Consider the following 25729-nt stretch of genomic DNA (forward strand, 5'->3'; position numbering starts at 1 on the left):
GCCCCTCGGGTGCGCGTTCAGACGCGGTGTTCCCAGATGCCCTCGGAGCCGACGCCGACGAACCCGACGGACTCATTCACGTCGAGCATGTGACGGTTCTCCTCGGCGTTGAACGTGATGATCGAGGGACGCCCGGGGAACCGCTGCACGAGCTCCTGGATCCCGACGACCTTGAGCAGCCAGCCGAGGCGGTGGCCGCGGTGCTCGCGGAGCACCAGGGTGTCCCACTGCTGCGCGGGCCGAGCGGGGTCGTCCGGCACGGACAGCTGCGTGAAACCCGCCAAGGTGGTGGTCGGGACGTGCTCGACGGCCACCGTGAGCAGGGTCCGCGGCGCCCGTGCGAGCTCGTCCTCGTGCTCGCGGAGCCGTTCGGCGGTCCAGACGTCCTCGGGCTCCGCCATGTCGCCGGCGGGCGCGTCGGTGCTCATGCGGGTCTCCAGCAACGCGATGCCGTCGAGCCACTGCTCCGGTGTGCGCCCGGTCCAGGCGTGCACGCGGTACTGCTCGCCGGCGGCGGCCGTCGCCCGCTCGTGCACACTCCGCACCACGGTCGTGTCCGCCGGCAGCGTCAGCCGGCTGATGCGGTTCACCTGGCCGAAGTGCCAACCACGGGCGGTCAGGAACCGCACGCCGGCCTCGTCCTCCGGGACGGCGCCGAACCCCGTAGGGGCCTGCACGTACCCGGGTCCGGACGCGGGACCGACCTGCCGTGAGACGGCGTACGTCTTCCACTGCGTGCGGCCGTCGGCGCGGGCCATCGACTCCAGGTGGTCGGCGAGCAGCGTCCCGACACCGCGACGCTGGTGCTCGGGCGCGACGCCGATGGACAGCCAGCAGTTGGTGGTGCCGGGCTCCTGCTTCGTGTCGTACGAGCCCGCTCCGACCACGGTGCCGCGGTGGTCGCGGGCGACGACGAGGCGACTCGGGGCGCCCGGCTCGCGGCACAGCGGCAGGTACTCCTCCGGTGTCCACGCCAGCTCGTGCAACCCGTGCACGGCGGCTTCGGCGCCGTCGGACACGGCGCGCCAGGCGGCGAAGGTCGCGACGGTCGCCGGGTCGTCGTCCATGCTGGCGGGCACCGGGATCTCGTCGACGGTGTACGTGGTCATCGTGCTCTCCGAACGCCGCCTGTCGGGGTGGTGGGCAGCCTGTCAGTATACCGGCGCGCCGCCCGCTGCCGCTAGGCTTCTGCGCGTGCTGCTCTCCGACCGCGACATCACCGCCCAGCTGGCCGCAGGCCGCATCGGTCTCGACCCGTACGACGCGTCGCTCGTCCAGCCGTCGAGCATCGACGTCCGGCTCGACAAGTTCTTCCGGCTCTTCGACAACCACAAGTACCCGCACATCGACCCGGCGGTGGACCAGCCCGACCTGACCCGGTTGGTCGAGACGGACCCCGACGAGGCGTTCGTGCTGCACCCCGGTGAGTTCGTCCTGGGGTCCACGTTCGAGGTCGTGACCCTGCCGGACGACATCGCCGCGCGGCTCGAGGGCAAGAGCTCGCTCGGTCGCCTCGGCCTGCTGACGCACTCGACCGCCGGGTTCATCGACCCGGGCTTCTCGGGGCACGTCACGCTCGAGCTGTCGAACGTCGCGACACTGCCGATCAAGCTCTGGCCCGGCATGAAGATCGGGCAGCTCTGCTTCTTCCAGCTGTCGAGCCCGGCGGACAAGCCCTACGGCTCGGCCGAGTACCAGTCGCGCTACCAGGGGCAGCGCGGCCCGACGCCCTCGCGTTCGGCGCTGAACTTCCACCGGGCGGACGTGTCGGGGGAGCGCTGACGCCCGGAACCCGCAGACCGAACTGAAATGTTCAATGCTGTGTATCGTTGCAGCATGTCCGCGGTTCCTCCACGACCTGCACCGCCACTGTCGGCGGCAGCGCTCATCCGTGACGCGCGCGAGCGCGCCGAGCTGACCCAGGTCCAGCTCGCGCGCCGCGCCGGGGTCACGCAGAGCGTCATCAGCACGTACGAGAACGGTCGACGGGAGCCCTCGCTCGCCGCGTTGCAGCGGATGCTCCGGGCGGCGGGGTTCACGACCACGATCGACCTGCAACCGGTCGAGGAGCCCCCGCCGCTCCGCGAGCGCGTCGCCGCAGCGCGCGACGACCTCATCGCCGTCGTCGAGCGGTTCGGCGGCAGGAACCCCCGCCTGTTCGGCAGCGTCGCCCGCGGCCAGGACGGCCCGGACAGCGACGTCGACCTGATGATCGACGTCGACGCCGGGCTCGGCATCTTCGCGCTCATGCGCATCCAGGACGCCGCCGAACGGCTGCTCGGGGTGCGCGTCGACGTGGTGGACGCCGCGGGGATGCACCCCGAGGTCGTCCGCAGCGCGGTGCCCCTGTGACGCCGGAGGACGGGTCGCGTCGGGCCGTCGGTGACCGCCTCGACGACGTCATCCGTGCCTGCGAGGCCATCCGCCGCTACGTCGACGACCCGCGGCTGCCGGAGGACCTGGTGCACGACGCGGTGCGGATGCGGTTGGTCGAGATCGGTGAGGCGGTCCGGGTGCTGCCCGCCGCCGTCACGGCCGGTGAGCCGGACATCCCGTGGGCGCGGGTCTCGGACCTCGGGGAACGGCTCACCCGCCGGTACTTCGACACCACGCGGGCCGTGGTGTCCGGGACGGCGCGCACCGACGTCCCGCACCTGGCTGCCGCCGCGGCGCGGCTGCGCGCCGCGCACGGGTGACCCCACGCCGGACGGGAGGCACGGATCACGCCGTGCGCCGCGCCTCCCGTCCGCAGTGTGGCCGGCTCCGGACGACGCAGGACGGCCCCGTCTCGCCGAGGCGAGACGGGGCCGTCCGTGGTGCGGGGGAGATCAGCCCTTCTTGGCGAGCTCCTCGAGGGTGTCGTTGCCCTCGTAGGCCTCGACCGCGTTGTCCTTGGTGACGAGGACCGGGGTGAGCTCGATCGCGGGGACCGTCTTCACGCCGTTGTAGTTGTTCGTCTTGTCCATCTTGGTGTCGGGCTTGTCGCCCTTCGACAGGGTGGAGACGAGGTCGACGGCCGCCTGGGCCTCTTCCGTGGTGTTCTTGTAGATCGTCGAGTACTGCGTGCCCTGCATGATGAGCGGGATCGACGCGGTCTCCGAGTCCTGCCCGGTCACGACGGGGGTGTCCTTGCCGGCGGCCTTGGTCGCGGTGAGGATCGCACGGGCGAGCGTGTCGTTCGGCGAGAGGACGCCGTCGAGCTCGGTGTCACCCGTGTAGTACTGCGCGAGCAGGTCGGTCATGCGCGACTGGGCCTTCTGCGCGAGCCAGCCCTGCGTGACGACCTTCTGGAAGGTGGTCTGACCGGAGACGACCTTGATCGTGCCGTCGTCGATCTTCGGCTGCAGGACGTCCATCGCACCGTTGAAGAACACGGTGGCGTTGGCGTCGTCCGGCGAACCGGCGAAGAGCTCGACGTTGTACGGCTTGTCGCCCTTCTTCTCCTCGAGGCCCTTGAGCAGCGCCTCGGCCTGGAGCTGGCCGACCTTGAAGTTGTTGAACGCCACGTAGTAGTCGACGTTCTTCGTGTTCAGGATGTTGCGGTCCCAGGCGATGACGACGGCGCCGCGGTCCTTGGCGGACTTGACCTGCGCGGTCAGCTGCGAACCGTCGGCGGCACCGATGATGACGGCCTTCGCGCCCTTGGTGATCATGCCCGAGATCTGCGACTGCTGGTCCGGGACCGGGTTGCCGGCGTTGGCGTACTGGATGTCGGCCTTGAAGCCGGCTTCCTCGATCGACTTCTCGAACGCGGCGCCCGCGAGGACCCAGTTCTGCGAGGTCTTGGCGGGGAGCGCGACGCCGATGAGGTCGCCCTTCTTGATGGTGCTGCCGCCATCGCTGCCGGAGTCACCGGAGGTGCCACGAGCCGAGCAGCCGCTGAGGGCCAGGCCCGCGATGAGCGCCAGGCTGAGGCCGGCGACGATCTTCTTGCGCATGTGATTGCTTTCTCTTCGTTGAGGAGTTGGGGCCGGAGCCCCGGTGTGGAGTGTGGGACTAGGGGAGGGTGATCTTGTCCGGTTGGTCCTCGATGGACCGCGGCTGCTGGGCGGCCACCGTGTTGTCCTCGGTGTCCTTCCGCTGGAACTGCCGCAGCATCCCACCGATCAGGGACGGACGACCCTGCGACTTCGAGTAGACGTCGAAGGCGACGGCGACGAGCAGGACCAGGCCGCGGATGATCTGCACCTGGTTCGACTCGAGGCCCATGAGCTGCAGGCCGTTCGACAGCAGCGCCATCACGAGGCCACCGATGATCGAGCCGGAGATCGTGCCGACACCACCGGCGACGGCTGCACCACCGACGAACACGGCGGCGATCGCGTCGAGCTCCCAGCCGGTGCCGTCCGCGGGGCCGGAGGCACCCGAGTAGGCGACGAACACCATGCCGGCGATGGCGGCGAGGACGGACATGTTCATCATGACGAAGAAGTTGACCTTCTTCGCGGAGACACCGGACAGGACGGCGGCGTTCGCGTTGCCACCGACGGCGTAGACCTGGCGACCGAAGATGGTGTTCTTCGTGACGAAGCCGTAGACGATGGTCAGCACACCGAGGATGATCGCGACGATCGGGACCGAGGTGCCGATGGGGCCGGCGGCGAACAGGTAGGTCGCGACGAGGGTGACGGCGACCAGGATGCCGGTGCGGACGATCGAGACCCACAGCGGCGGGACCTCGGCCTGCATCTTCTTGCGGCGGGCACGGCCCCGGGCCTCGATGATGATGAGGGCGAGGATCGTGACGAGCCCGATGAGCAGGGTGCCGTTGCTGAAGCCGAAGTCCGGGCCGAAGTCACCGAGGAAGCCGGCGCCGATCGGGATGAAGTCGTTCGGGACGGGGACCGACGTCGAGTTGCCGATGATCTGGTTCACACCGCGGAAGATGAGCTGGCCGGCCAGGGTCACGATGAAGGCCGGGACCTTCACGAACGCCACCCAGAAGCCCTGCCAGGCACCGATCGCGGCGCCGCAGGCGAGACCCAGCAGGATCGCTGCCCACACCGGGAAGTCCCACACGGCCATCGACTGCGCGACGACGATGCCGACGACCGCTGCGACCGAACCGACCGACAGGTCGATGTGCCCCGCGATGATCACCATGACCATGCCGAGCGCCAGGATCAGGATGTAGGAGTACTGCAGGAACAGGTTGATGACGTTGGTCGGCTCGAGGATGAGCCCGTTCGTCGTGATCGAGAAGAAGATCAGGATCGCGATGAGCGCGATGACCATGCCGTACTGGCCGATGCTGTTGCCCTTGCCGAAGAGCAGTTTCAGGTTGTTCATGAGGCGGTGGCGCCCTTCCGCGCGGAGGTCATGCTGCGCATGAGCGATTCGGGATCGGCCTTGTCGGCCGGGAGGTCAGCGGTGATCTGGCCCTCGAAGATGGTGTAGATGCGGTCGGACAGGCCGAGCAGTTCGGGGAGCTCCGACGAGATGAGGATGATGCCCTTCCCCTCGGCCGCGAGCTGCTGGATGATCCCGTAGATCTCGAACTTGGCGCCGACGTCGATGCCGCGGGTCGGCTCGTCGAGGATCAGGATGTCCGGGTCGGTGAACATCCACTTCGACAGGACGACCTTCTGCTGGTTGCCGCCGGACAGCTTGCCGACGTTGTCCTCGACGCTCGGCACCTTGGTGCGCAGCATCTTCCGGTACTTCTCGGCGACCGAGTACTCCTCGAGCGAGTCGACGACACCGGCCTTCGAGATCTTCGGCAGGTCGGCGGCGACGGTCGAGCGCTTCACGGTGTCGAGCAGGTTGAGCCCGAGCGCCTTGCGGTCCTCGGAGACGTAGCCGAGGCCGTTGTCGATGGCCTGCTGGACGTTCGTGACCTTGATCTCGCGGCCGTCCTTGATGATCTGGCCGTCGAGCCACGTGCCGTACGAGCGGCCGAACAGGCTCATCGCGAGCTCGGTGCGCCCGGCACCCATGAGCCCGGCGAAGCCGACGATCTCGCCGCGGCGGACGTGGAAGTTCGAGCCCTTGCAGACCAGCCGCGACGAGTCGAGCGGGTGCTGCACGGTCCAGTTGCGGACCTCGAAGAAGGTCTCGCCGATCTTCGGGGTGCGGTCGGGGAACCGCGACTCGAGCGAGCGACCGACCATGCCGCGGATGATGCGGTCCTCGTTGACGCCGTCCGCCTTGACGTTGAGCGTCTCGATGGCCTTGCCGTCACGGATGATCGTGATCTCGTCGGCGATCTGCTCGATCTCGTTGAGCTTGTGGCTGATGATGATGCTCGCGATGCCCTTGGCCTTCAGCCCGACGATCAGGTCGAGCAGGTGCTGCGAGTCGTTCTCGTTGAGCGCGGCGGTCGGCTCGTCGAGGATCAGGAGCTTGACGTCCTTGTGCAGGGCCTTCGCGATCTCGACGAGCTGCTGCTTGCCGACACCGATGTTCTTGATCTGCGTGTCCGGGTCGTCGGCCAGGCCGACGCGGGCGAGCAGGTCCTGCGCACGCAGCTGCGCGGCGGTCCAGTTGATGACGCCACCGCGGCTCGGCTCGTTGCCCAGGAACAGGTTCTCGGTGATCGAGAGCTCCGGGACGAGCGCCAGCTCCTGGTGGATGATGACGATGCCGGCCTGCTCGGACTGCTTGATGTTCGAGAAGCGGACCTCTTCGCCCTCGTAGACGATCTCACCGCTGTACGTGCCGTAGGGGTAGACGCCGGACAGGACCTTCATCAGGGTCGACTTGCCCGCGCCGTTCTCGCCGCAGATCGCGTGGATCTCGCCGGCGCGGACGCTGAGCGAGACGTCGGACAGCGCCTTGACACCAGGGAACTCCTTGGTGATCGAGCGCATCTCGAGGATCGTCTCGGGTGCGGTGATCGACCGGGTCTCGAGGCCGGTGTCGATCGGGGTTGACGCCACAGTGCATCTCCTTCTGCCGCTTCGACGCGGCAGTGTGTTCGGTGGTTCTGCTGCGGCAGCGAGTGCACAGGCGGGCCTGTGTGGACTTCGTTGTCGCGTCCGGATCCGGCTCGGTGTGACGCTCATGTGAACGGTCACATCGGCAGGACGGAGGCAATTTACGCACAGCCTCGGTGCGGCTGTCAATTCGGATTGGTCGCGTTTTCGTAACGGCCTGCGCGATCCGGCGGGAACGTCCCCCGGCCTGGGGGCAGGGCGGCGCGCAGCTGCCGTCCGTTGCGTGGTTCCGCGCGTCGGACGGGAGGCCCGTGGCGGGCCCGCCACGCGCCTCCCGTCCGACGCTCGGCGGCTGCCGGACCGCTCAGTGCCGGTCGGACCCGCTCAGCGGCTGCGGGGCGCGGCCGACGAGGCGCGCACGACGAGCTGGGGGACGATGTCGATCGGCCGGAGCAGGTCGCCGTCGCCCGGCAGCAGCAGGTCGACGCAGCGGCGGCCGAGCTCGGCGAAGTCGACCTGCACGGTGGTGAGCGGGGGCCAGAAGTGCTTCGCCTCGGGGATGTCGTCGTACCCGACCACCGACAGGTCGCCGGGCACGTCGAGCCCGTAGGAGCGCGCGGCGTGCATCACCCCGAGCGCCATCTGGTCGTTCGAGCAGAAGATCGCGGTGCAGTCCCGCCACCGGAGCAGCTCGCGACCGGCGTGGTAGCCGAAGTCGGCGGTCCAGTCGCCCAGGATCGGCGGCACGACGGTCATGTCGCGGTCGGACATCTCGCGCAGGAACCCCTGCATGCGGGCGTCCGCCTCGATCCAGTCCCGCGGCCCCGCGATGTGCCGGACGTACTCGTGCCCCAGGTCGAGCAGGTGCGCCGTGGCGAGCCGGGCGCCCTCCATCTGGTCGACCCACAGGGCGGTCGGGTCCTCGCCGACGCTGGCGCGCATCGTGACGTACGGCGTCTTGATGCCGAGTTCGGCGATCAGGTCGAACACCCGTTGCTGCGGGGCGATCACCACGATGCCCTCGACGTCCAGGTCGAGCAGGTGTCCGAGTCCTTCGCGCACCGCCGTGTCGGTCGCCTCGGCGATGTTCGCCGTGGTGACCGAGTAGCCGCGGAGCATCGCCGCGTCCTCGATGGCCTGCAGGGCGACGGCGGGCCCGTAGTGGGCACGGCGTGCCGTCAGCACGCCGATGGTGTGCGTGCGGCTCGTCACCAGCGCCCGCGCGGCGCGGTTCGGCCGGTACTGCAGCTGCTCCATCGCCGCGACGACCTTGTCGCGCGTCTCCGCCCGGATCGCGTCCGAGTTGTTCAGCACGCGCGAAACGGTCTGGTGGGAGACCCCCGCCACCCGCGCGACGTCACGGATGCTGGGCGAACGCGGTTGCTGTGTCCGCGGTGACGCCATTGCTGCTCGTTTCCGCCCGGGGCCGTGGCACGTCGATGTGCACGTTCACATTCCGGGCCAGATCATTATGCACGTCCGGCGCACGGACGCCAGCTGTGCGTCGATCGACCGGACGCTCGGCACCGGTCGCGCCCACGGCGGTCGGGCGCGACCGTCGAGCGCGGCGGGGGTCAGCGGGTGACGTGCAACCCGGCGGTCTCGAGCTCGGCGAGCTGCCACCCGAGCCACGGGCTCCAGGCGAACGGCGCGCCGGCGACGGCGGACCTGAGAGCATCCTCCGACACCCACGCCCACTCGGCGACCTCGTCGTCGGCGGGCGCCGGGGTGTCGTCGGTCACCGCGCGGAAGACCGGGCAGACCTCGTTCTCGACGATGCCGGAGGCGTCGACCGCGCGGTACCGGAACTCCGGCAGCACGACCTCGACGTCGCGCACGGTGATGCCCAGCTCACGCTCGGCACGGCGGGCGATGGCGTCCTCGAAGGACTCGTCCGGGCCGGGGTGGCCGCAGAAGGTGTTCGTCCAGACACCGGGCCAGGTCTTCTTCGACAGTGCGCGCCGGGTGACGAGGACGTCCCCGTCGACGTTGCGCACGTGGCAGGAGAACGCCAGGTGGAGTGGCGTGTGGTCGGTGTGCACCGTGAACTTGTCCGCCGTGCCGATCGGGGTACGGTCGTCGGCCAGCAGCACCACGGATTCAGGGAAAGAAGTCATCTGTGTCGATAGATTAGGCCAATGAGCGAGGAAGCGACCACTGTGCCGCACATCGACCTCGCGCTCGTCGATGACTGCCTCGAGCGCTTCTTCGCCGTGTCGTCGGCCCGCGCCGAGCGGTACGGCCGACCCTCCGAGGAACTCTGGCGGGTGCTCCGCAAGGCGAGCATGGGCGGCAAGCGCTTCCGACCGCGCATGGTCCTGACGGCCTACGCCGGCATGGGCGGCTCCGACGTGCACGCCGCGGCGAACGTCGCTGCTGCCTACGAGCTGCTGCACACGGCGCTCGTGGTGCACGACGACGTCATCGACCGCGACTGGTCACGGCGGGGACAGCCGAACGTCGCCGGGTCCTTCCGTGACACCGGGACGACCGGCGGGCTCCCGCTGCCCACCGCCGAGCACCGCGGGATGAGCGCGGCCGTGATCGCCGGCGACCTCGCGCTCGCCGGTGCCCCGCGCTTCATCGAGGCGTCCGGCGTCGACGGCGACCGACGGCAGCGGCTGCTCGAACTGCTCGACGAGGCCGTGTTCGCCAGTGCCGCCGGCGAGATGACCGACGTCGACCTGGCCCTCGGGGTCATGCCGACGGTCGACGAGGTCCTGGCGATGGAGCGGGCGAAGACGAGCGTGTACTCGTTCGAGGCGCCGCTGCAGTCCGGTGCCGTGCTCGCGGGCGCCGACGAGGACGTCGTCGCCGCGCTCGGTGCCTTCGGCCGCGAGATCGGCATCGCGTACCAGATCGTCGACGACCTGCTCGGGGTGTTCGGCGACGAGACGATGACCGGCAAGAGCGTCCTCGGCGACCTCCGCGAGGGCAAGCGCACCATGCTCATCGCCTACGCGGCGACCACCGACTGCTGGCCCGACCTCGAGCCGTACCTGGGCGACCCGGACCTGACCGAGGCCCGGGCCGACGAGGTCCGTGCGACCCTGGTGACCTGCGGTGCCCGCGCAGCAGCCGAAGCGCGGGTCGCCGAGCACACCGCCCTGGCCCGGGCCGAACTCGCCCGGCTGCCGTACCACCTCGCCGACCACCTGGAGGCCCTCGTGACCGAACTCGTGGAGCGCGCTCGGTGACCCACAGCACCACCACGGCGCCCGGGTCCCGCCCGGGGCGCCTGCAGCTCTACGACGCCACGGCCGAGGCTGCTTCCGGCGTCGTCATCGACCGCTACTCCACCTCGTTCGGGCTCGCGAGCCGCCTGCTCACGCGCGACACCCGCGAGCACATCCGGAACGTGTACGCCCTGGTCCGGGTGGCGGACGAGGTCGTCGACGGTCCCGCCACCGAGGCCGGTCTCGACCGCGAGCTCGCCCGCACCGTGCTCGACGAACTCGAGGCCGACACCGAGCGGGCGATCGCGCTCGGCTTCTCGGTGAACCCGGTCGTGCACGCCTTCGCCCGCAGCGCCCGCGTCACCGGCTTCGGTCCGGAGCTCACGCGGCCGTTCTTCGCCTCGATGCGGATGGACCTGGAGCGGACGGAGCACGACGACGCCTCGTTCGACGCGTACGTGTACGGCTCGGCCGAGGTCGTCGGGCTCATGTGCCTGCGCGCCTTCGTGTACCGCGCCGGCCGGCCGACGTTCGACCAGGCCGAACTCGTCGCCGGGGCGCGCGCGCTCGGTGCGGCCTTCCAGAAGGTGAACTTCCTGCGCGACCTGCACGCCGACTTCGAGGTGCTCGGTCGCTCGTACTTCCCGGGCGTCGACATCCGCTCGTTCGACGAGGCCACGAAGGACCGCCTGGTCGCCGACGTGCAGGCCGACCTCGACCACGCGGCGCGGACGATCCGGCTCCTGCCGGCCGACGCCCGCAACGCGGTCGGTCTCGCCCACGCCCTGTTCCAGGAACTCAACGACCGGCTCGCGCGCACACCGGCGAGCCGCCTGGTGACGACGCGCGTGCGCGTCCCCAACACCGTGAAGGCCCGCCTCGCTGCGCAGGTCCTCGCCGGACGCGCACCGCTCCGGTCGCGCGCCACCACCCACCGGCCGGGAGGCCCGTCATGACCCCGCCCCGCGCCTCCCGACCCGAGACGGTCGCCCCCACCACCCGGCGCGCGGTCCCCGCGCGCCGTGCCGTCGTCATCGGCGGCGGCATCAGCGGCCTCGCCGCCGCCGCGCTGCTCGCGCGCGACGGCTTCTCGGTGACCGTGCTCGAGCAGCGCACCCAGCTCGGCGGCCGCGCCGGCTCCTGGGAGCGCGACGGGTTCCGGTTCGACACCGGCCCCTCGTGGTACCTCATGCCCGAGGTCTTCGACCACTTCTTCCAGCTGCTCGGCACCTCCGCCGACGCCGAGCTCGACCTGGTCCGGCTCGACCCGGGCTACCGCGTCTACAGCGAGGGCCACGACGAGCCCATCGACCTGCGGGCCGACCGCGAGGCCAACATCGCCCTGTTCGAGTCCGTCGAGCCCGGCGCCGGTGCCCGGATGCGGACATACCTCGCCTCGGCCGAGGACACCTACGCGATGGCCATCCGCCGGTTCCTGTACACGACGTTCCAGGACCTCACGAAGCTCGCCGCCCCGGACGTGCTCCGACGCCTGCCCAAGCTCGCACGGCTCCTGCTGCAGCCGCTGTCCTCGCGTGCCGCGTCGGCGGTGCGGGACCGTCGCCTGTGGCAGGTCCTCGGGTACCCGGCGGTCTTCCTCGGCACGAGCCCGTACGCCGCGCCGAGCATGTACCACCTGATGAGCCACCTGGACCTGGCCGACGGGGTGCTCTACCCCAAGGGCGGCCTGACCGAGGTGATCTCCGCCGTCGAGCGGGTGGCACGTGCCGAGGGCGTGACGATCACCTCGGGTGCGACGGTCGAGCGGATCCTCGTCGAGGACGGCGTCGCCACGGGCGTCGTGCACCGCGACCGCGACGGGGTGCAGCACACCGTGCCGGCCGACCTCGTCGTGAGCGCCGCCGACCTGCAGCACACCGAGATGCAGCTCCTGGCGCCCGAGCACCGCACGCACGGCGCCGACCACTGGAAGCGGCGCGACCCGGGGCCGAGCGCCGTGCTCGTGTACCTCGGCATCGACGGTCCGACGCCCGGGCTGCTGCACCACACGTTGGTCTTCACCGCCGACTGGAAGGCGAACTTCGGCGCGATCTTCGGCAAGGACCGGCACGTGCCGGACCCCGCCTCGATCTACGTGTGCGCCCCCTCGGAGACCGACCCGACCGTCGCGCCCGAGGGGTCGAGCAACCTGTTCGTCCTGGTGCCCCTGCCCGCCGACCTGTCGATCGGCAAGGGCGGCATCGACGGTGCCGGCGACGCACTGGTCGAGCAGATCGCCGACCGTGCCATCGACGTCGTCGCGGAGCGGGCCGGTGTGCCGGACCTGCGCGACCGGATCCGTGTGCGCCGGACCATCGGACCCCGGGACTTCGCCGACGACCTCAACGCCTGGAACGGCTCCATGCTCGGGCCGGCGCACACCCTGCGGCAGAGCGCGTTCTTCCGCGAGAAGAACGCGTCGAAGAAGGTCGAGGGGCTGTACTACGTCGGTGCCTCGACGATCCCCGGCATCGGACTGCCCATGTGCCTGATCAGTGCCGAGGTCCTGCTCAAGCGGATCCACGGCGACACCAGCACCGAACCGCTGCCGACGCCGCTGCGTGCTCCGCGGGACCGGGCCGAGCAGGCCTGATGCCCGGGCTCTACCTCGCCGGCCTCGTGGTGTCGCTGGTCGGCATGACCGTGCTCGACGCGCGCTTCCGGCTGTTCTTCTGGCGGGCACCGTGGCGGGCCGCGGCCGTGACGGTGGTCGGCGTCGCGTTCTTCCTGGTGTGGGACGTCGCCGGGGTGGCCGCCGGGATCTTCTTCATCGGGCCGCAGAACCTGCTGACCGGCGTGCTGCTCGCGCCGGAGGTCCCGCTCGAGGAACTCTTCTTCCTGCTGCTGCTCTGCTACTCGACGATGGACCTGGTCGGGTTCGTGCGGCCCCTCGTCGCGCGCTCGGCCGGACGGCGGCGGTCGTGAACGGCTCCGGCGCCTACGCGCTCCTCGCCGTGCCGTTCTTCGCTGTCACCGCGGTCGTCGCGGTCGTCGCCGGGATCGTCGCGGCCCGGCGGGCACGCGCGGCCGGGCGGGCACCGGCGAACGGGCGTCGCGTCGCGGTGCTGACGTCGGTGATCGCCGGCGTCGCGCTCCTGCTGATGACGGTCGTGTTCGACAACGTCATCGTCACGCTGCGCATCGTCGCCTACGACCCCGCACTCATCAGCGGTGCGAAGATCGGGGCGATCCCGGTCGAGGACCTCGCCTACGCGGTGTCCGCCATCGTGCTGCTGCCCAGCCTCTGGGTCCTGTTCGACCGGACCGGCGGACACGGCCGGACGGGCGCACGCGACCGGTCCGGCGCGCGCCCCGCGCCCGACCCGACCACAGCACCAGCGGAGGACCCGAAGTGAACGCCAGCACCGCCTCCAGGCCGTCGACCGCGCGCGCCCTGTTCGTGTCGTCGCGACCGATCAGCTGGGTGAACACCGCGTACCCGTTCGGTGCCGCGTACCTGCTCGGCAGCGGGGTGGGGGTCGACGGCGGTGGTGAGTTCTCGCTCGTCGCGTTCCTGGTCGGCGTCGTGTACTTCCTGGTGCCCTACAACCTGGCGATGTACGGCATCAACGACGTCTTCGACTACGAGTCCGACCTGCGGAACCCGCGCAAGGGCGGGGTCGAGGGAGCGCTGCTCGACAAGAGCGTGCACCGCACGACGCTGTGGGCCGTCGTCGTCACGAACGTGCCGTTCCTCGTCGCCCTCGTGGTGCTCGGGGCGGTGTCCGGCAACGGTCCGTGGTCGTGGCTCGTCCTGGCGATCAGCGTCTTCGCGGTCATCGCGTACTCGGCGCCGGGGCTGCGCTTCAAGGAGAAGCCGTTCCTCGACTCGCTGACCTCGTCGACGCACTTCGTCTCGCCCGCGGTCTACGGGCTGGCGCTGGCCGGACCGCACTGGACGGGTCAGCTCGTCGCGGTGTGCGTCGCGTTCTTCCTATGGGGCGTGGCCTCGCACGCGTTCGGCGCGGTGCAGGACGTCCTGGCCGACCGGGCCGGGGGCATCGGCTCGGTCGCCACCGTGATCGGTGCGCGCGCCACGGTGCGCCTGGCCTTCGTCGCGTACCTGGTCGCCGGGGTCGCGCTGCTGTTCTCGGCGTTCCCGGGGCCGATCGCCGCGGTCGTCGTGGTGCCGTACGCGCTCAACGTGCTGCCGTGGTGGAACGTGACCGACGACGGTGCCGAGGCCGCGAACGCCGGGTGGAAGCGGTTCCTCTGGATCAACTACCTGGCGGGGTTCATCGTGACGATGGCCCTCATCACGTACACCTTCACGCACTGAGGCGGGAGGCGTCGCGGCGCCGGTCGCGTGACTCGCGGCATGCGCCGTCCGCGCCCCGCGGCGGGCATCGCGCCCCGACTCTCCGGGGCGCGATGCCCGTGGCCGGGCGCGAACGCCCGGGGCGCGATGGGGCGCGTGCCGTCCGCGCCCCGCACCGCCCCCGCCTGACAGACTGGACGGACGCACCGCGGCGCCCGTGGTGCGACACCAGCCACGAAGGAGTGCACGCATGACGGTCCGGATCATCCACGTCGGTCTCGGAGGGTGGGGCGGCAACTGGGCCCGCACCGCCATCCCAGAGGTCTCCGAAGTGGAGGTGGTCGGGCTCGTCGACCCGGTCCCGGCGACGCTGGAGGCCGTCCGGAAGGACCTCGACCTGCCCGGGTCTGCCGCGTTCTCGTCGCTGACCGAGGCCCTCGCCGGGGTCGAGGCCGACGCCGTCGTCATCACCGCCCCCGCCGTCACGCACGTGCCGCTCGCGCTCGAGGCCCTGGACGCCGGCAAGCACGTGCTGGTCGAGAAGCCGTTCGCGAACACCACGGACGAGGCCGTCACCGCGGTCCGCCGTGCCGAGGAACTCGGCCTCGTGCTGCAGGTCAGTCAGAACTACCGCTGGTACCCGGCGCCCCGGGTCGTGCAGGACCTGCTGGCATCGGGCACGGTCGGCGAGCTCTCCGCGATCACCGTCGACTTCCGGCAGTGGGACAACGACCAGCCCGCCGAGACGTACCCGCACTACCGGTTCCCGCACGCGATGATCAACGACATGGCGATCCACCACTTCGACCTGCTGCGGATGATCACCGGGCAGGAGGCCGTCCGGGTCTTCGCCAAGGCCAGCTACCCCGCCCACAGCAAGTACCAGGACGAAGCGGTCGCGTCGATGATCATCGAACTCGACGGCGGCACCGTGGTGAGCTACCGCGGCAGCTGGCTGAGCCGCGCCCCGCGCACGGCCTGGGCCGGCGAGTGGAGCATCCAGGGCGAGGACGGCGAGGTCTGGTTCACGAGCCGCAGCGGTGCGCCGAACGCGGTCGAGGGCGACCGGGTCACCGTGCGCAGCACGCAGGACGACGACGCCGTGCCGGTCGAGCTGCCCGTGCTCGAGCACACCGACCGGCAGGGCGGGCTGCAGGCGTTCGCGCGTTCCGTCGAGGGCGGCCCGGCCCCGGCGACGAGCGGCCGCGACAACCTGCGGAGCCTCGCGCTCATGGAGGCGGCCACCCGCTCGGCCGCGTCCGGTCTGCCCGAGGACGTCGTCGTCCCGTCCTGACCGCGGCCTGGAGGCGCGGGGCGGGCCCGCACCGCGCCTCCCGGCCGTCGGTGGTCGCGCCCACTGCGCCGGTGACGGTTCGCGCTCACCGACAGCCCACGCGTCGGAGCGCCCGTGAGGTGTCGCCGAGCCCGTGGACCCGCGAGCAGGTCGCTGCGTCAGGCGGCTCCGGCCGCCCGACGCGCCTGCGCGACGGCCCGCCGCGCGCCGAGCGACCACGCCGGGCCGTGGCCCGGCAGCACGTGCTCGGCCTCGGTGTCCGCCAGCCGGTCGAGCGACGCGACCGCGGTGTCGACGTCGGCGGTCGCGGCAGGGGCCACGATGCGCGGTCCCATGCCGCCCGTGTACGGGTCGAAGGTGACGAGCGCGTCGCCCGCGATCACGGCGTCGCGGTCGGCGAAGTGCAGCGCAACGTGCCCGTCGGTGTGTCCCGGTGTCTCGATGATCCACGGGGAGCCCGGGACCTCTGCTCGGGACTCGAGCGGCTGCGTGTCGGCGATGCCCTCGACGGTGGCGGCACCGGCCAGCAGCATGCGGCCGAGCGGCCCGAGGCCGCCGGGGTGCAGCGTCACGAAGCCGAACCGGTTCGTCTGCGGCCGGTACGAGTACGGGTGCTCGGCGAGGTGCCGGTCGCCCGGGTGCACGTACACCGGGGTGCCCCACTCCCGGTGCATCCGCGCCGCGGTGCCGACGTGGTCGAAGTGCCCGTGGGTGAGCAGGAGCCCCTCGACCCGGTCGGGTGTGTACCCGAGGTCGTGCACGGCGAGCAGCAGGTGCGGCCAGACGGCGGGCAACCCTGCGTCGACCACGAGCAGGCGGTCGCCCGTCTCGACGAGGTAGGTGTTGGTGTGTGCGATCTCGAGGCGGTGGATCCCCTCGGCGACGTCCCGGAAGAGCATGACGCGCACGCTAGCCGCGACTGGCTGAGCACCCCCGCGGCCCCGGACTGGTAGGCAGAGAGCATGCCGATGGACAGCATCCCCGAGCTCGAACTCGCGAACGTGCGCACGCGCGAACGCCTGACGGACAGCGTCTCCGAGATCCGACGCCGCTCGGACGTGCCCGCCCGCACCCGGCTCGCCGTCGCGAAGGCACGCCAGCGGTGGCACCGCGACCCGACGCCCCTCGTTGCGATGGGCGTGACGGCCGCGACCGGCCTGGCCGCGATCATCCTCGGCGCGCGCATCGGCCGGAGCCCGGCGGGACACCTGGCCCAGCCGCCGGCATCGTCGGCGTTCACCGCCCTGCTGCCGTTCGGCGCACGTGGTGGACTCGACCTCGACCAGACCCGCTCGGACCGGAAGGGTCGGAAGGCTCGGAGCAAGGCGGCCGAGGAGGCGCTCGAAGGCGACCCCGCGCACAAGCTGCGCAACAAGCAGCGAATCGGCATCGCCGCGGTGCAGCGCCAGGCGACGAAGAACCGCAAGAAGGCAGCGAAGCGCGCCAAGGCGGCCGCGAGGGTGAAGGGCTAGACCGATGGCACGCGACGCGCAGAAGCCCGCACCCGACGACCCCCGCAAGCCGGACAGCCCGACCGACCTGACGAAGCCGTCGTTCACGTACACGCTCAAGAAGACGCTGCGCGAGTTCACCGGTGACCAGTGCACCGACCTCGCCGCGAGCCTGACGTACTACACCGTCCTCGCGCTCTTCCCCGGGCTGCTGGCGGTCGTCTCGATCCTCGGCCTGGTGTCGAACCCGAAGGACACCATCGACACCCTGCTCGACGTCGTGACGAACGTCGGTGGCGGGCAGGTGGCCGACCTCCTGCGCGACCCGGTCGAGCGGCTCGTCCGCTCGCCGGCCGCCCCGATCACGTTCATCGTCGGTGTGCTCGGTGCCCTCTGGTCGGCCTCCGGATACGTCGGCGCCTTCGGCCGCGCGATGAACCGCATCTACAACGTCCGCGAGGGTCGTCCGATCTGGAAGCTCCGCCCGACCATGCTCGGCGTCACCGTCGCGACCGTCGTGCTGCTCGTCCTCGGGCTGCTCGTGCTCGTCTCCGGCCCACTGGCGCGGAGCTTCGGCGACGTGATCGGACTCGGCGACGCCGCGGCCCTGGTCGTGTCCATCGTGCAGTGGCCGATCCTGCTCGTCGTCATGATCGCCGTCGTCGCGATCCTGTACTACTGGTCGCCGAACGTGCGGCAGTCGAAGTTCAAGTGGGTCAGCGGCGGCGCGGTCCTGGCGATCGTCATCTGGATCGTCGCGAGCGTCGGGTTCGGGTTCTACGTCGGCAACTTCTCGAACTACAACGCGACGTACGGCTCCCTCGGTGGGGTCATCGTCTTCCTGCTGTGGATCTGGATCACGAACAACGCGCTGCTCTTCGGCGCCGAGTTCGACGCCGAGCTCGAGCGCGGCCGCCAGTTGCAGGCCGGCATCAGGGCGGAGGAGGACATCCAGCTGCCCGAGCGCGACACCCGCCAGATCGAGAAGCAGGACGAGCAGCACGCCAAGGACGTCCTCGAGGGGATCAAGATCCGCGAGAGCGCCGGCCGCACGAAGGACTGACGGGGCCCTCCCGGGCGGGGGCGTTACGGTTCCGCCGTGCCGTCCTTCCTCGAGGGGCTCCCGTTCCGGTGGCTCGTCCTCGCGCTCTTCGCGATCGTGTTCTGCCGTGCACAGGCCACGTACTGGGTCGCACGGCTCGCGGTCACGGGCGCCTCGCGGTCGCGGTGGGGCGGGTGGCTGCGGTCGCCCGCCGTCCGCCGAGGCTCGGCGTTGCTCGAGCGCTGGGGACTCCCGGTCGTCACGGTGAGCTTCGTCGTGGTCGGCCTGCAGACGGTGATGAACGCCGCGGCGGGTCTGGCCCGGATCGCCTGGTGGCGGTACACGGTCGCCATGGTGCCGGGCTGCGTCGCGTGGGCGCTCCTGTACGCGACCGTCGGGCTAGCGGTGTTCTGGGCCGTGGTCGCGGCGCTGGCCGGGTCGCCGTGGGGCATCGCGGCGCTCGGGGGACTGGTGGTCACCGCCGCCGTCGCCCTGACGGTCGTCCACAGACGTCGCAACCGCTCAGGAGGCCCGGCCCGGCTTCCGTAGGCTGGCCCGCGTGACGACAGAACCGCTCCAGAACCGTCCGGTCGCCCTGGTGACCGGAGCCACCCGCGGCATCGGCCGCGCGATCGCCGCCGACCTCGGCCGCACCCACCACGTGCTCGTGGGCGGGCGCTCCGCCAGCGCCGTGGACGCCCTGGTCGCGGAGCTGCCGAGCGCGGCGCCCTTCGTCGGCGACCTCGGTGCGGGTGACCTCCCGCCGCTGCCGGAGCGGCTCGACGTGCTCGTGCACTCCGCCGGCGTCGAGCAGGGGACGACCGTCGCCGAGACCCCGCGCGCCGTGTGGGAGCAGGTCTTCGCGACGAACGTGTTCGCGGTCGCCGAGCTCACCCGGGTGGCGCTGCCGGCGCTCCGGGCCGCCCGGGGCATCGTCGTGCCGATCAACAGCGGCTCCGGCTTCCACTCCGGCCCCGGCGGTGGCGTGTACGCCGCGTCGAAGTTCGCGCTGCGGGCCTTCGCCGACGCCCTGCGTGAGGAGGAACGGGCGAACGGCGTCCGGGTGTCGAGCGTGCACCCGGGCCGCACCGACTCGGACATGCAGCGGCAGCTCGTGGCGAAGCTCGGGGAGTCCTACGACACCGACTACTACCTGGCGCCGGAGGACGTGGCCGCCGCGGTCCGCACCGTCGTCGACCTGCCGGAGCGCGGCACCGTCGAGTCGCTCGCGATCCGACCGACCCGACGGCGCTGAGGACCTCGCCGGCGCCGCGCTACCGCAGCTCGATCCGCTCGTCGAGGTCGAGCCGGTCCAGGAACGTCTCGTCGTGGCTGACCACGACGAGCGCTCCGCGGTAGGCGCGCAGGGCGTCGACGAGCTGGTCGACGCTCGTCAGGTCGAGGTCGTTCGTCGGTTCGTCGAGCACGAGCAGCTGCGGCGGCGGGTCGGCGAGCACCAGGGTCGCGAGCGCCACGCGGAACCGCTCCCCGCCGGACAGGTCGCCCGCCCGCCGGTCGACGGTGTCGCCACGCACCAGGAACCTCGCGAGTCGGTTCCGCACCTCGGCGACGGGGACGTGCGGGGCGTCCCGGCGCACGTTGTCGAGCACGGTCGCGGTGTCGTCGAGGGTGTCCTTCTGCTGCGGCAGGTACGCGATCCGGTCGACGTGCGCGACGGCGGTGGTGTCCGGCAGCGGGTGCGCACGGGCCGCGGGGTCGCCGACGAGCTGCTCGAGCAGGGTGGACTTCCCGACGCCGTTGTCCCCCGTGACCGCGATCCGCTCCGGCCCCTGCACGATCGTCCCGCGTCCGCGCAGGGTGATGGTGGCGATGCGGCGCGATGCCGGCACCTCGGGGTCGGGCAGGGCGACGTGGATCGACTCGTCGTCGCGCAGACGGAGCTCGGCCGCGCGCACGGTCGCGAGTGCCTGCTGCTCGGCAGAACCGTGCGCGACCCGGAGGCGTCCGGCGGTCTCCTGCGCTTTCTTCCGCTGTTCGTTGGCCAGGATCTTCGGCATCGACCGGCCGGCCTCGGCACCGGCCTTCGCGCGGCGGGCGATCTTCGTCTCCGCCTCGATGCGCTGCCGCTTCTCGGCACGGTGCCGCTGCTCGGCGACCCGCACCTCGCGTTCGACGGCGGCCTGCTGCACGGCCAGGTGGTCCTGGAACGCACTGAACGTGCCACCGAACACGGTCATCGAACCGGCGCGGAGCTCCACGGTCTCGTCGACGTGCTCGAGCAGCTCACGGTCGTGACTCACCACCACGAGCGTCCCGCGCCAGTCGTCGACGACGTCGAGGAGCAGCCCGCGGGCCCGTCGGTCCAGGTTGTTCGTCGGTTCGTCCAGGAACGCGATCGGCCGACCGCGCAGCCGGACCCCGGCGACGGCGACGAGCACGCCCTGCCCGCCGGACAGCGTCGACAGCGGCCGGTCGAGGTCGCTGCCGTCGAGTCCGACGCGTTCGAGCACCGCGGCGGCACGCTCCTCGAGGTCCCAGTCGTCACCGACCGCGTCGAGCTGCGCGGGGTCGGCGTCGCCGGCGAGGACGGCACGCAGCGCGGTGAGCGTGGGGCGGACGCCGAGCAGGTCCGCCACCGTGGCAGCCTGGCCCGGGGTCGACGGCGGCGACAGCCGCTGTGGCAGGTGGTCGACGGGACCCGACGTCGCGATGGTGCCCGACGTGGGGTGGAGCCGGCCGGTCGCGAGCCGGACCAGCGTGGACTTGCCGGCCCCGTTCCTCCCGACCAGGCCGGTGCGACCGCGCCCGAAGGCGGCGGACAGGTGGTCGAGCGCGACGGTGCCGTCGGGCCAGGCGAAGGTGACGTCGTGCAGGACGACGGACGGACTGGTGGGCATGGAGGTGTCTCCCCGGTGTCGGTGCTGGGCGCACGACACCGAGCCCACCCGAGCGGGCGAGGAGCGCCCGACGGGGCGCGCGATCACGGTGTCAGCGCATGGGCTGAGCGGTACCGGTGATCGACAGCAATCCGTCTGCTTCCGTCGGGGACCCCCGTGACCGCCATCCGAGCCGCCGGTCGGTCTCCCGCCCCGGGGGCCTCGCGATGACGACGAGGTGGCACCCACGGTAATCCCGCACGCACGCACCCGCAAGGGATGACAGGCTGGGGGCATGCCGGAGAACCTGTTGCCGACCCCGTCGTCGAACCCCGAGACCCTGCTGCCCGCCGAACCGGAGGTGACCGCCGCGCTCGCCGCGGACGCCCCCGTCGCCAGCGTGGTGGTGTCGCACCCGTCGTCGAGCCTGGCGTGGGCGCTGCTCGCCGACGAGGCGTGGGAGCGCGGCGCGAGCCTGGAGTCCTACGCGTACGCCCGCGTCGGGTACCACCGGGGGCTCGACGCCCTGCGCAAGGCGGGGTGGCGCGGTGCCGGTCCGGTGCCGTGGTCGCACGAGCCGAACCGCGGTGTGCTGCGCGCGCTGTTCGCCCTGCGCCGCGCGGCCGAGGCGATCGACGAGCCCGGCGAGCCGGAGCGCCTGACCGAGTTCCTGAACGCGAGCGACCCCGAGGCGCTGCGGGCCCTGGGCGCGTAGCGCGCGGGCGCCCGGGCGCAGCGCGCGCGGCGGAACCCGGCGCGCGCGCAGCGCGCCCTATCACGGTCGTCGCGCCCCGGAGAGACGGGGCGCGACGACCGCAGCGGGGCGCAGCACGCGGGGCCGGCCCGCGCCCCCGCGCCCCCGCCCCTACCCCAGCAGCACGCTCCACGAGAACGCCTGCGGCCACAGCTGGTGCTCCGGCAGCACGTCGAGCCCGCACGCGCGTGACCCGAGCCCGTGCTGCGCCGCGTCGAGGTACAGGTACAGGTGGTCCGACACCGGCAACTCGTACGGGTGCTCGGCCCGGTCGACCTGCTGCGCGGTCCACGGCGACAGGGTGAACCCGGCACGGTGCGCCCCGACGGTCGACACCGTGAACGGCCCGACCGACAGCGACCGCAGCGCAGGTCGGTGCCCGGTCTCCTGCGGCCGCGAGTACTCCACACCGAGCGACCGCACCGGCGCGGTGAACCGGCCCACCCGGGCGGCGTGCGACGAGTCGGCGTACGACTCGAGCGGCCCCGTGCCGAACCAGGTCGCCTCCGCATCGGCCAGCGACGCGGGCAGGTCGAACCGCACCCCGATCCGCGGCCAGGTCGCGTCCCACGCGCCGAACGGCACGGCGTCCGTCTGCAGCTGCAGCCCGTCGGTCGTCAGGGTCCAGCGGTGCGTGACCTCGAGGCCCCACCCGCTGTTCGCCGCCGCCACGCGCACGCGCTGCTCCAGGCCGGACGCGGTGCGGGTCACCGACACCAGCCGGTGCGTCAGGCGGTCCAGCCCCCGGTCGCGCCAGCGCGTCGCCGACGGGGGAGCGTCCGGGTCGCCGACCCCGTGCGTGAGCACCGGGTCCGCCGTCTCGTAGCCGCCCTGCGAGGCCAGTCGGTCGTTGTCGGTCGGCGCGCGCCAGAGTTCCAGGCGCGGCCCCGCGACCTCGTGGCCCTTCCAGGACACCAGGTCACCCCGCGCGCTGAAGGTCCCGTCACCGAGCTGGTCACCGTCCCAGGTCTGCCGGGAGGCCCGTGGTGCGTCCGCCGCGCGGCTCGCGACGAGCCGCTGGGTGCGTGCGACGACGTGGCCGGTGTCGGCCCACACGGTCGGGCCCGCCAGTTCCACGGTCAGGTCGAACCAGAGCTCGTCGCCGGGGGCGAGCTCCGACGTGGCCGCGTCGAGCACCTCGGCGGGCACCGGGACCGTCGCCGACTCACGTGCGGCGACGATGCCCGTGGACAGCCGCCCCGCGGACTCGACCACGCCGTTCCGCGACAGGGTCCAGCACAGCCGCAGGCCGGCGGTCGAGGCCGAGTGGTACCGGTTCTCGACCAGGATCGTGGTGTCGGACACCGCCAGGCGGATCGGTGCCACCACGGCCGCGAACTCGGCGAGCCCCGGCGTCGGGGTGTCGTCGGGCAGCACCAGGCCGTCCATCACGAAGTTGCCGTCGTGCACGACCTCGCCGAAGTCGCCGCCGTACGCGTAGTAGTCCTCGCCGGCGGGCGTCGTCGCCAGCAGGCCGTGGTCCCGCCACTCCCACACGAACCCGCCGTGCAGGCGCGGGTACCGGTCCACCAGGGCCTCGTACTCGGCGATCTGCCCGGGGCCGTTGCCCATCGCGTGCACGTACTCGCAGTGGATGAACGGCTTCGACCGCTGTCGTGCGGCCTCGGCGGGACCGCAGCCCAGCAGGGGCGTGGGCGTGCCGCCGCCGATCGACTCGGTCTCCTGCAGCGTCGGGTACATCCGGGAGTACACGTCGGTGTACTCGCCCGTGTAGTCGCCCTCGTAGTGCACGGGACGCTCCGGGTCGCGGTCGTGCACCCATTGCGACATCGCCGCCAGGTTCCGCCCGGTGCCGGACTCGTTGCCGAGCGACCACATCACGATCGACGCGTGGTTCTTGTCGCGCTCGACGGTCCGGGCCATGCGGTCGACGTAGGCCTCGGCCCACGCCGGGTCGTCGGAGGGGTTGCCGACCCAGCCGGTGAAGATGAACCCGTGCGTCTCGAGGTCGCACTCCAGGATCACCCAGAACCCGAGCTCGTCGGCCAGGTCGAGCACGCGGGGGTGCGGCGGGTAGTGCGAGGTGCGGATGGCGTTGACGTTGTTCCGCTTCATGAGCGCCATGTCGGCGCGCGCGTGTTCCTCGTCGAAGACCCGGCCGCGCACGGGGTGGGTCTCGTGCCGGTTCACGCCGTGGAACACCACGCGCTCACCGTTCACCAGGAACCGGTCGCCGACGATCGACACCGTGCGGAAGCCGAGCCGGAGCGAGACGGTCTCGCCCTCGGACGACAGGGTGGCGTCGTACAGCCGCGGCAGCTCGGCGCTCCACGGCTCGACCCCCTCGACCTCGATCGGCGCGACGTCCTCCGCCGAGGCCCAGGTCACGTCGACCCCCAGGTCGGGCACCGCGAACCGCACCGGGAACGCCGCGTCGAGCGTCGGGAACGTGATCGTGCCGGTGCCCGTCGCCGGGCGGCCCGACGCCGCGGTGCCCGCCGACGCAGCGGTGCCGAGGGTCGCGCGCCACCCGGCCCGCACGAACACATCGTCGATCGGCGCCGTCGGACGGGCGAGCAGGGTGACGTCGCGGAAGATCCCGGGCAGCCACCACTGGTCCTGGTCCTCCAGGTAGGACGCCGCCGACCACTGGTGCACCCGGACGAGCAGTTCGTTCGTCCCCGCGACGAGCAGCGAGGTGACGTCGAACTCGGTCGCCAGTCGCGACCCGGTCGACCAGCCCACGAGCTCGCCGTTCAGCCACACCCGGAAGTGCGACTCGACCCCGTCGAACCGCAGCAGCACGCGCCCCGCGGCGTCGAACGACGACGGCACCGAGAAGGTGCGGCGGTGGTCGCCGGTGGGGTTCTCCTCCGGCGGGTGCGGCGGATCGATCGGGAACGGGTACTGCAGGTTCGTGTAGCTCGGCGCACCGTGCCCGTGCAGCACCCAGTGCGACGGGACGGGGATGCTGCCCCACTCCGCCTCCGCCCCGGGGAGGGGGACGTCGGCGACCGGCGACCACCGGAAGTCCCACTCCCCGTTCAGCGACAGGGCCGGGGCGTCGGTGTGCAACCAGGCCCGCGGCGCGAGCCGCGTGTCGGAACCCGGGGTGGTGGAGGAGAGTGCGGCGATGGTCAACCCTTGACCGATCCTTCCGTGAGGCCCCCGCGCCAGAAGCGCTGCAGGACGATGATGGCGATGACGAGCGGGATGACCGAGACGAGCACCCCGCCGGTGGTGAGCTGGTAGAACTCCGGCAGCCGGTCCACCTGGGCACGCCAGTTGTTGAGTCCCAGTGTGATCGGGTACAGCTTCTGGTCTGCCAGCATGATGAGCGGCAGGAAGAAGTTGTTCCAGATGCCGACGACCTGGAACAGGAACACCGTGACAAGGGCCGGGGTCATCTGCCGCAGCACGATGGTGTGGAAGATCCGCAGCTCACCGGCACCGTCGATGCGCGCCTGTTCGAGCAGCGCGGTGTCGACGGAGGCCGAGGCGTAGACCCGGCAGAGGAACAGCCCGAACGGCGAGACGAGGCTCGGGATGAGCACGCTCCAGTACGTGTCGGTCAGCCCCAGCGTCGAGAACAGCAGGAACAGCGGCAGCGCGGTCGCGGTGCCCGGCACGAGCACGCCGCCGAGGATCGTCCCGAACACGAGCTGCCGACCGCGGAACTCGTACTTCGCCAGGGCGTACCCGCCGGCCGCGGCGAAGTAGGTGGCGAGCACCGCTCCGACCCCGGAGTACAGGACGCTGTTCGCGATCCAGCGGACGAAGATGCCGCCGTCGTACGAGAACACCTGCTGGATGTTGCTGAAGAGCGCGAACTCGCCGCCGAACCAGAAGCCGGGCGTCGAGAACAGCGCACCGGTGGTCTTCGTGGCGGCGATGACCACCCAGTACAGCGGCACGAGGAAGTACAGCGCGGCGATGACGAGGATCCCCGTCACGACGATCTGCGACCTGCCCGAGCGGTCGAGTTTGCGACGCTGGTGCGCGGTGATCGACGTGGTGTCGACGGGGACGGCGGTCTTCGCCGTGGCCGGCGCTTCGATGGCTTCGCTGGTCATGCGTCCGT

25 protein-coding genes are annotated in these 25729 nt (G+C 71.6%); 15 read left to right on the forward strand and 10 right to left on the reverse strand.

Going from position 1 to position 25729, the window contains the following annotated elements; genetic code table 11:
- Positions 1-17: 17 nt before the first annotated feature.
- The gene (locus tag I8920_RS01940; protein WP_198657521.1) at positions 18-1109 is read right to left on the reverse strand and encodes a GNAT family N-acetyltransferase; all 1092 of its coding nucleotides are present in this window, start codon (positions 1107-1109) and stop codon (positions 18-20) included.
- Between the two features lie 85 nt (positions 1110-1194).
- On the opposite strand from I8920_RS01940, the gene dcd reads away from it, so the two are divergent.
- Genes dcd through I8920_RS01955 form a run of 3 tightly spaced genes read left to right on the forward strand, consistent with a single transcriptional unit; the run spans position 1195 to position 2696 of the window.
- The gene (gene dcd / locus I8920_RS01945) at positions 1195-1782 is read left to right on the forward strand and encodes a dCTP deaminase (protein WP_198657522.1); all 588 of its coding nucleotides are present in this window, start codon (positions 1195-1197) and stop codon (positions 1780-1782) included.
- A gap of 54 nt (positions 1783-1836) precedes the next feature.
- A complete protein-coding gene (locus I8920_RS01950; protein WP_198657523.1) occupies positions 1837-2352 on the forward strand; it encodes a helix-turn-helix domain-containing protein in 516 nt (171 codons plus the stop codon).
- Positions 2349-2696 carry a HepT-like ribonuclease domain-containing protein gene (locus I8920_RS01955; RefSeq protein ID WP_198657524.1) on the forward strand — a complete coding sequence of 116 codons (348 nt, stop codon included), beginning with the start codon at positions 2349-2351 and terminating at the stop codon, positions 2694-2696. The genes I8920_RS01950 and I8920_RS01955 overlap by 4 nt, the downstream gene beginning before the upstream one ends.
- 132 nt (positions 2697-2828) lie before the next feature.
- On the opposite strand, the gene I8920_RS01960 is transcribed toward I8920_RS01955, so the two are convergent.
- From I8920_RS01960 to idi, 5 genes are all read right to left on the reverse strand, one after another.
- A complete protein-coding gene (locus I8920_RS01960; protein WP_198657525.1) occupies positions 2829-3938 on the reverse strand; it encodes a substrate-binding domain-containing protein in 1110 nt (369 codons plus the stop codon).
- 58 nt (positions 3939-3996) lie between these two features.
- Positions 3997-5289: a multiple monosaccharide ABC transporter permease gene (mmsB, locus tag I8920_RS01965; protein WP_198657526.1), complete on the reverse strand. Its 1293-nt coding sequence runs from the start codon at positions 5287-5289 to the stop codon at positions 3997-3999.
- Positions 5286-6809, reverse strand: coding sequence for a multiple monosaccharide ABC transporter ATP-binding protein (mmsA, locus tag I8920_RS01970; protein WP_198658576.1), 1524 nt, complete (start codon positions 6807-6809; stop codon positions 5286-5288). The genes mmsB and mmsA overlap by 4 nt, the downstream gene beginning before the upstream one ends.
- Before the next feature lie 450 nt (positions 6810-7259).
- Positions 7260-8279: a LacI family DNA-binding transcriptional regulator gene (locus I8920_RS01975; protein ID WP_198657527.1), complete on the reverse strand. Its 1020-nt coding sequence runs from the start codon at positions 8277-8279 to the stop codon at positions 7260-7262.
- A gap of 170 nt (positions 8280-8449) precedes the next feature.
- Positions 8450-8992, reverse strand: coding sequence for an isopentenyl-diphosphate Delta-isomerase (gene idi / locus I8920_RS01980; protein ID WP_198657528.1), 543 nt, complete (start codon positions 8990-8992; stop codon positions 8450-8452).
- A 21-nt stretch (positions 8993-9013) separates the two neighbouring features.
- On the opposite strand from idi, the gene I8920_RS01985 reads away from it, so the two are divergent.
- From I8920_RS01985 to I8920_RS02015, 7 genes are all read left to right on the forward strand, one after another.
- Entirely contained in the window at positions 9014-10072 is a 1059-nt protein-coding gene (locus I8920_RS01985; protein WP_232832788.1) for a polyprenyl synthetase family protein, read from the forward strand.
- On the forward strand, positions 10069-11007 hold the full coding sequence (locus I8920_RS01990; RefSeq protein WP_198657529.1) for a phytoene/squalene synthase family protein: 939 nt from the start codon (positions 10069-10071) through the stop codon (positions 11005-11007). Before I8920_RS01985 ends, I8920_RS01990 begins: the two co-directional genes overlap by 4 nt.
- The gene (gene crtI / locus I8920_RS01995; protein WP_198657530.1) at positions 11004-12644 is read left to right on the forward strand and encodes a phytoene desaturase family protein; all 1641 of its coding nucleotides are present in this window, start codon (positions 11004-11006) and stop codon (positions 12642-12644) included. Before I8920_RS01990 ends, crtI begins: the two co-directional genes overlap by 4 nt.
- Positions 12644-12976, forward strand: a complete 333-nt coding sequence (locus I8920_RS02000) for a lycopene cyclase domain-containing protein (RefSeq protein ID WP_198657531.1) — start codon at positions 12644-12646, stop codon at positions 12974-12976. Before crtI ends, I8920_RS02000 begins: the two co-directional genes overlap by 1 nt.
- Positions 12973-13407: a lycopene cyclase domain-containing protein gene (locus I8920_RS02005; protein WP_198657532.1), complete on the forward strand. Its 435-nt coding sequence runs from the start codon at positions 12973-12975 to the stop codon at positions 13405-13407. The genes I8920_RS02000 and I8920_RS02005 overlap by 4 nt, the downstream gene beginning before the upstream one ends.
- Positions 13404-14330, forward strand: coding sequence for a prenyltransferase (locus I8920_RS02010; protein ID WP_198657533.1), 927 nt, complete (start codon positions 13404-13406; stop codon positions 14328-14330). The genes I8920_RS02005 and I8920_RS02010 overlap by 4 nt, the downstream gene beginning before the upstream one ends.
- A 229-nt stretch (positions 14331-14559) precedes the next feature.
- Positions 14560-15603 carry a Gfo/Idh/MocA family protein gene (locus I8920_RS02015; protein WP_198657534.1) on the forward strand — a complete coding sequence of 348 codons (1044 nt, stop codon included), beginning with the start codon at positions 14560-14562 and terminating at the stop codon, positions 15601-15603.
- A 158-nt stretch (positions 15604-15761) separates the two neighbouring features.
- Here the strand turns inward: I8920_RS02015 and I8920_RS02020 are convergent, their stop codons facing one another.
- A complete protein-coding gene (locus I8920_RS02020) occupies positions 15762-16502 on the reverse strand; it encodes an MBL fold metallo-hydrolase (protein WP_198657535.1) in 741 nt (246 codons plus the stop codon).
- A gap of 63 nt (positions 16503-16565) precedes the next feature.
- Between I8920_RS02020 and I8920_RS02025 the strand changes: the two genes are divergently transcribed.
- The 4 genes from I8920_RS02025 to I8920_RS02040 are packed head-to-tail and all read left to right on the forward strand — an operon-like array spanning position 16566 to position 19351.
- A complete protein-coding gene (locus tag I8920_RS02025; RefSeq protein ID WP_198657536.1) occupies positions 16566-17075 on the forward strand; it encodes a hypothetical protein in 510 nt (169 codons plus the stop codon).
- Positions 17076-17079: 4 nt separating this feature from the next.
- Complete coding sequence (locus tag I8920_RS02030) at positions 17080-18117, forward strand: YihY/virulence factor BrkB family protein (protein WP_198657537.1); 1038 nt, start codon at positions 17080-17082, stop codon at positions 18115-18117.
- A gap of 36 nt (positions 18118-18153) precedes the next feature.
- Positions 18154-18645, forward strand: a complete 492-nt coding sequence (locus I8920_RS02035; protein ID WP_198657538.1) for a DedA family protein — start codon at positions 18154-18156, stop codon at positions 18643-18645.
- A gap of 10 nt (positions 18646-18655) precedes the next feature.
- Entirely contained in the window at positions 18656-19351 is a 696-nt protein-coding gene (locus I8920_RS02040; protein ID WP_198657539.1) for an SDR family oxidoreductase, read from the forward strand.
- A gap of 19 nt (positions 19352-19370) precedes the next feature.
- Here the strand turns inward: I8920_RS02040 and I8920_RS02045 are convergent, their stop codons facing one another.
- Positions 19371-20954: an ABC-F family ATP-binding cassette domain-containing protein gene (locus tag I8920_RS02045; RefSeq protein ID WP_198657540.1), complete on the reverse strand. Its 1584-nt coding sequence runs from the start codon at positions 20952-20954 to the stop codon at positions 19371-19373.
- 274 nt (positions 20955-21228) lie between these two features.
- Between I8920_RS02045 and I8920_RS02050 the strand changes: the two genes are divergently transcribed.
- Positions 21229-21648: a DUF3151 domain-containing protein gene (locus tag I8920_RS02050; protein ID WP_198657541.1), complete on the forward strand. Its 420-nt coding sequence runs from the start codon at positions 21229-21231 to the stop codon at positions 21646-21648.
- A 150-nt stretch (positions 21649-21798) separates the two neighbouring features.
- Here I8920_RS02050 and I8920_RS02055 read toward each other — a convergent pair whose 3' ends face one another.
- Positions 21799-24789, reverse strand: coding sequence for a glycoside hydrolase family 2 TIM barrel-domain containing protein (locus I8920_RS02055; RefSeq protein WP_198657542.1), 2991 nt, complete (start codon positions 24787-24789; stop codon positions 21799-21801).
- Positions 24786-25721: a carbohydrate ABC transporter permease gene (locus tag I8920_RS02060; protein ID WP_225557574.1), complete on the reverse strand. Its 936-nt coding sequence runs from the start codon at positions 25719-25721 to the stop codon at positions 24786-24788. Before I8920_RS02060 ends, I8920_RS02055 begins: the two co-directional genes overlap by 4 nt.
- Between the last annotated feature and the right edge of the window lie 8 nt (positions 25722-25729).

This window comes from Curtobacterium sp. YC1, from assembly GCF_016267665.1.
Taxonomy (GTDB): Bacteria; Actinomycetota; Actinomycetes; order Actinomycetales; family Microbacteriaceae; genus Curtobacterium.

Bases quoted from the DNA above. Each gene is read 5' to 3' on its own strand.
- I8920_RS01940 (WP_198657521.1), bottom strand. From the start codon at position 1,109: ATGACCACGTACACCGTCGACGAGATCCCGGTGCCCGCCAGCATGGAC.
- I8920_RS01950 (WP_198657523.1), top strand. From the start codon at position 1,837: ATGTCCGCGGTTCCTCCACGACCTGCACCGCCACTGTCGGCGGCAGCG.
- I8920_RS01960 (WP_198657525.1), bottom strand. From the start codon at position 3,938: ATGCGCAAGAAGATCGTCGCCGGCCTCAGCCTGGCGCTCATCGCGGGC.
- mmsB (WP_198657526.1), bottom strand. From the start codon at position 5,289: ATGAACAACCTGAAACTGCTCTTCGGCAAGGGCAACAGCATCGGCCAG.
- mmsA (WP_198658576.1), bottom strand. From the start codon at position 6,809: ATGCGCTCGATCACCAAGGAGTTCCCTGGTGTCAAGGCGCTGTCCGAC.
- I8920_RS01975 (WP_198657527.1), bottom strand. From the start codon at position 8,279: ATGGCGTCACCGCGGACACAGCAACCGCGTTCGCCCAGCATCCGTGAC.
- idi (WP_198657528.1), bottom strand. From the start codon at position 8,992: ATGACTTCTTTCCCTGAATCCGTGGTGCTGCTGGCCGACGACCGTACC.
- I8920_RS01985 (WP_232832788.1), top strand. From the start codon at position 9,014: ATGAGCGAGGAAGCGACCACTGTGCCGCACATCGACCTCGCGCTCGTC.
- crtI (WP_198657530.1), top strand. From the start codon at position 11,004: ATGACCCCGCCCCGCGCCTCCCGACCCGAGACGGTCGCCCCCACCACC.
- I8920_RS02000 (WP_198657531.1), top strand. From the start codon at position 12,644: ATGCCCGGGCTCTACCTCGCCGGCCTCGTGGTGTCGCTGGTCGGCATG.
- I8920_RS02015 (WP_198657534.1), top strand. From the start codon at position 14,560: ATGACGGTCCGGATCATCCACGTCGGTCTCGGAGGGTGGGGCGGCAAC.
- I8920_RS02020 (WP_198657535.1), bottom strand. From the start codon at position 16,502: ATGCTCTTCCGGGACGTCGCCGAGGGGATCCACCGCCTCGAGATCGCA.
- I8920_RS02025 (WP_198657536.1), top strand. From the start codon at position 16,566: ATGCCGATGGACAGCATCCCCGAGCTCGAACTCGCGAACGTGCGCACG.
- I8920_RS02030 (WP_198657537.1), top strand. From the start codon at position 17,080: ATGGCACGCGACGCGCAGAAGCCCGCACCCGACGACCCCCGCAAGCCG.
- I8920_RS02045 (WP_198657540.1), bottom strand. From the start codon at position 20,954: ATGCCCACCAGTCCGTCCGTCGTCCTGCACGACGTCACCTTCGCCTGG.
- I8920_RS02050 (WP_198657541.1), top strand. From the start codon at position 21,229: ATGCCGGAGAACCTGTTGCCGACCCCGTCGTCGAACCCCGAGACCCTG.
- I8920_RS02060 (WP_225557574.1), bottom strand. From the start codon at position 25,721: ATGACCAGCGAAGCCATCGAAGCGCCGGCCACGGCGAAGACCGCCGTC.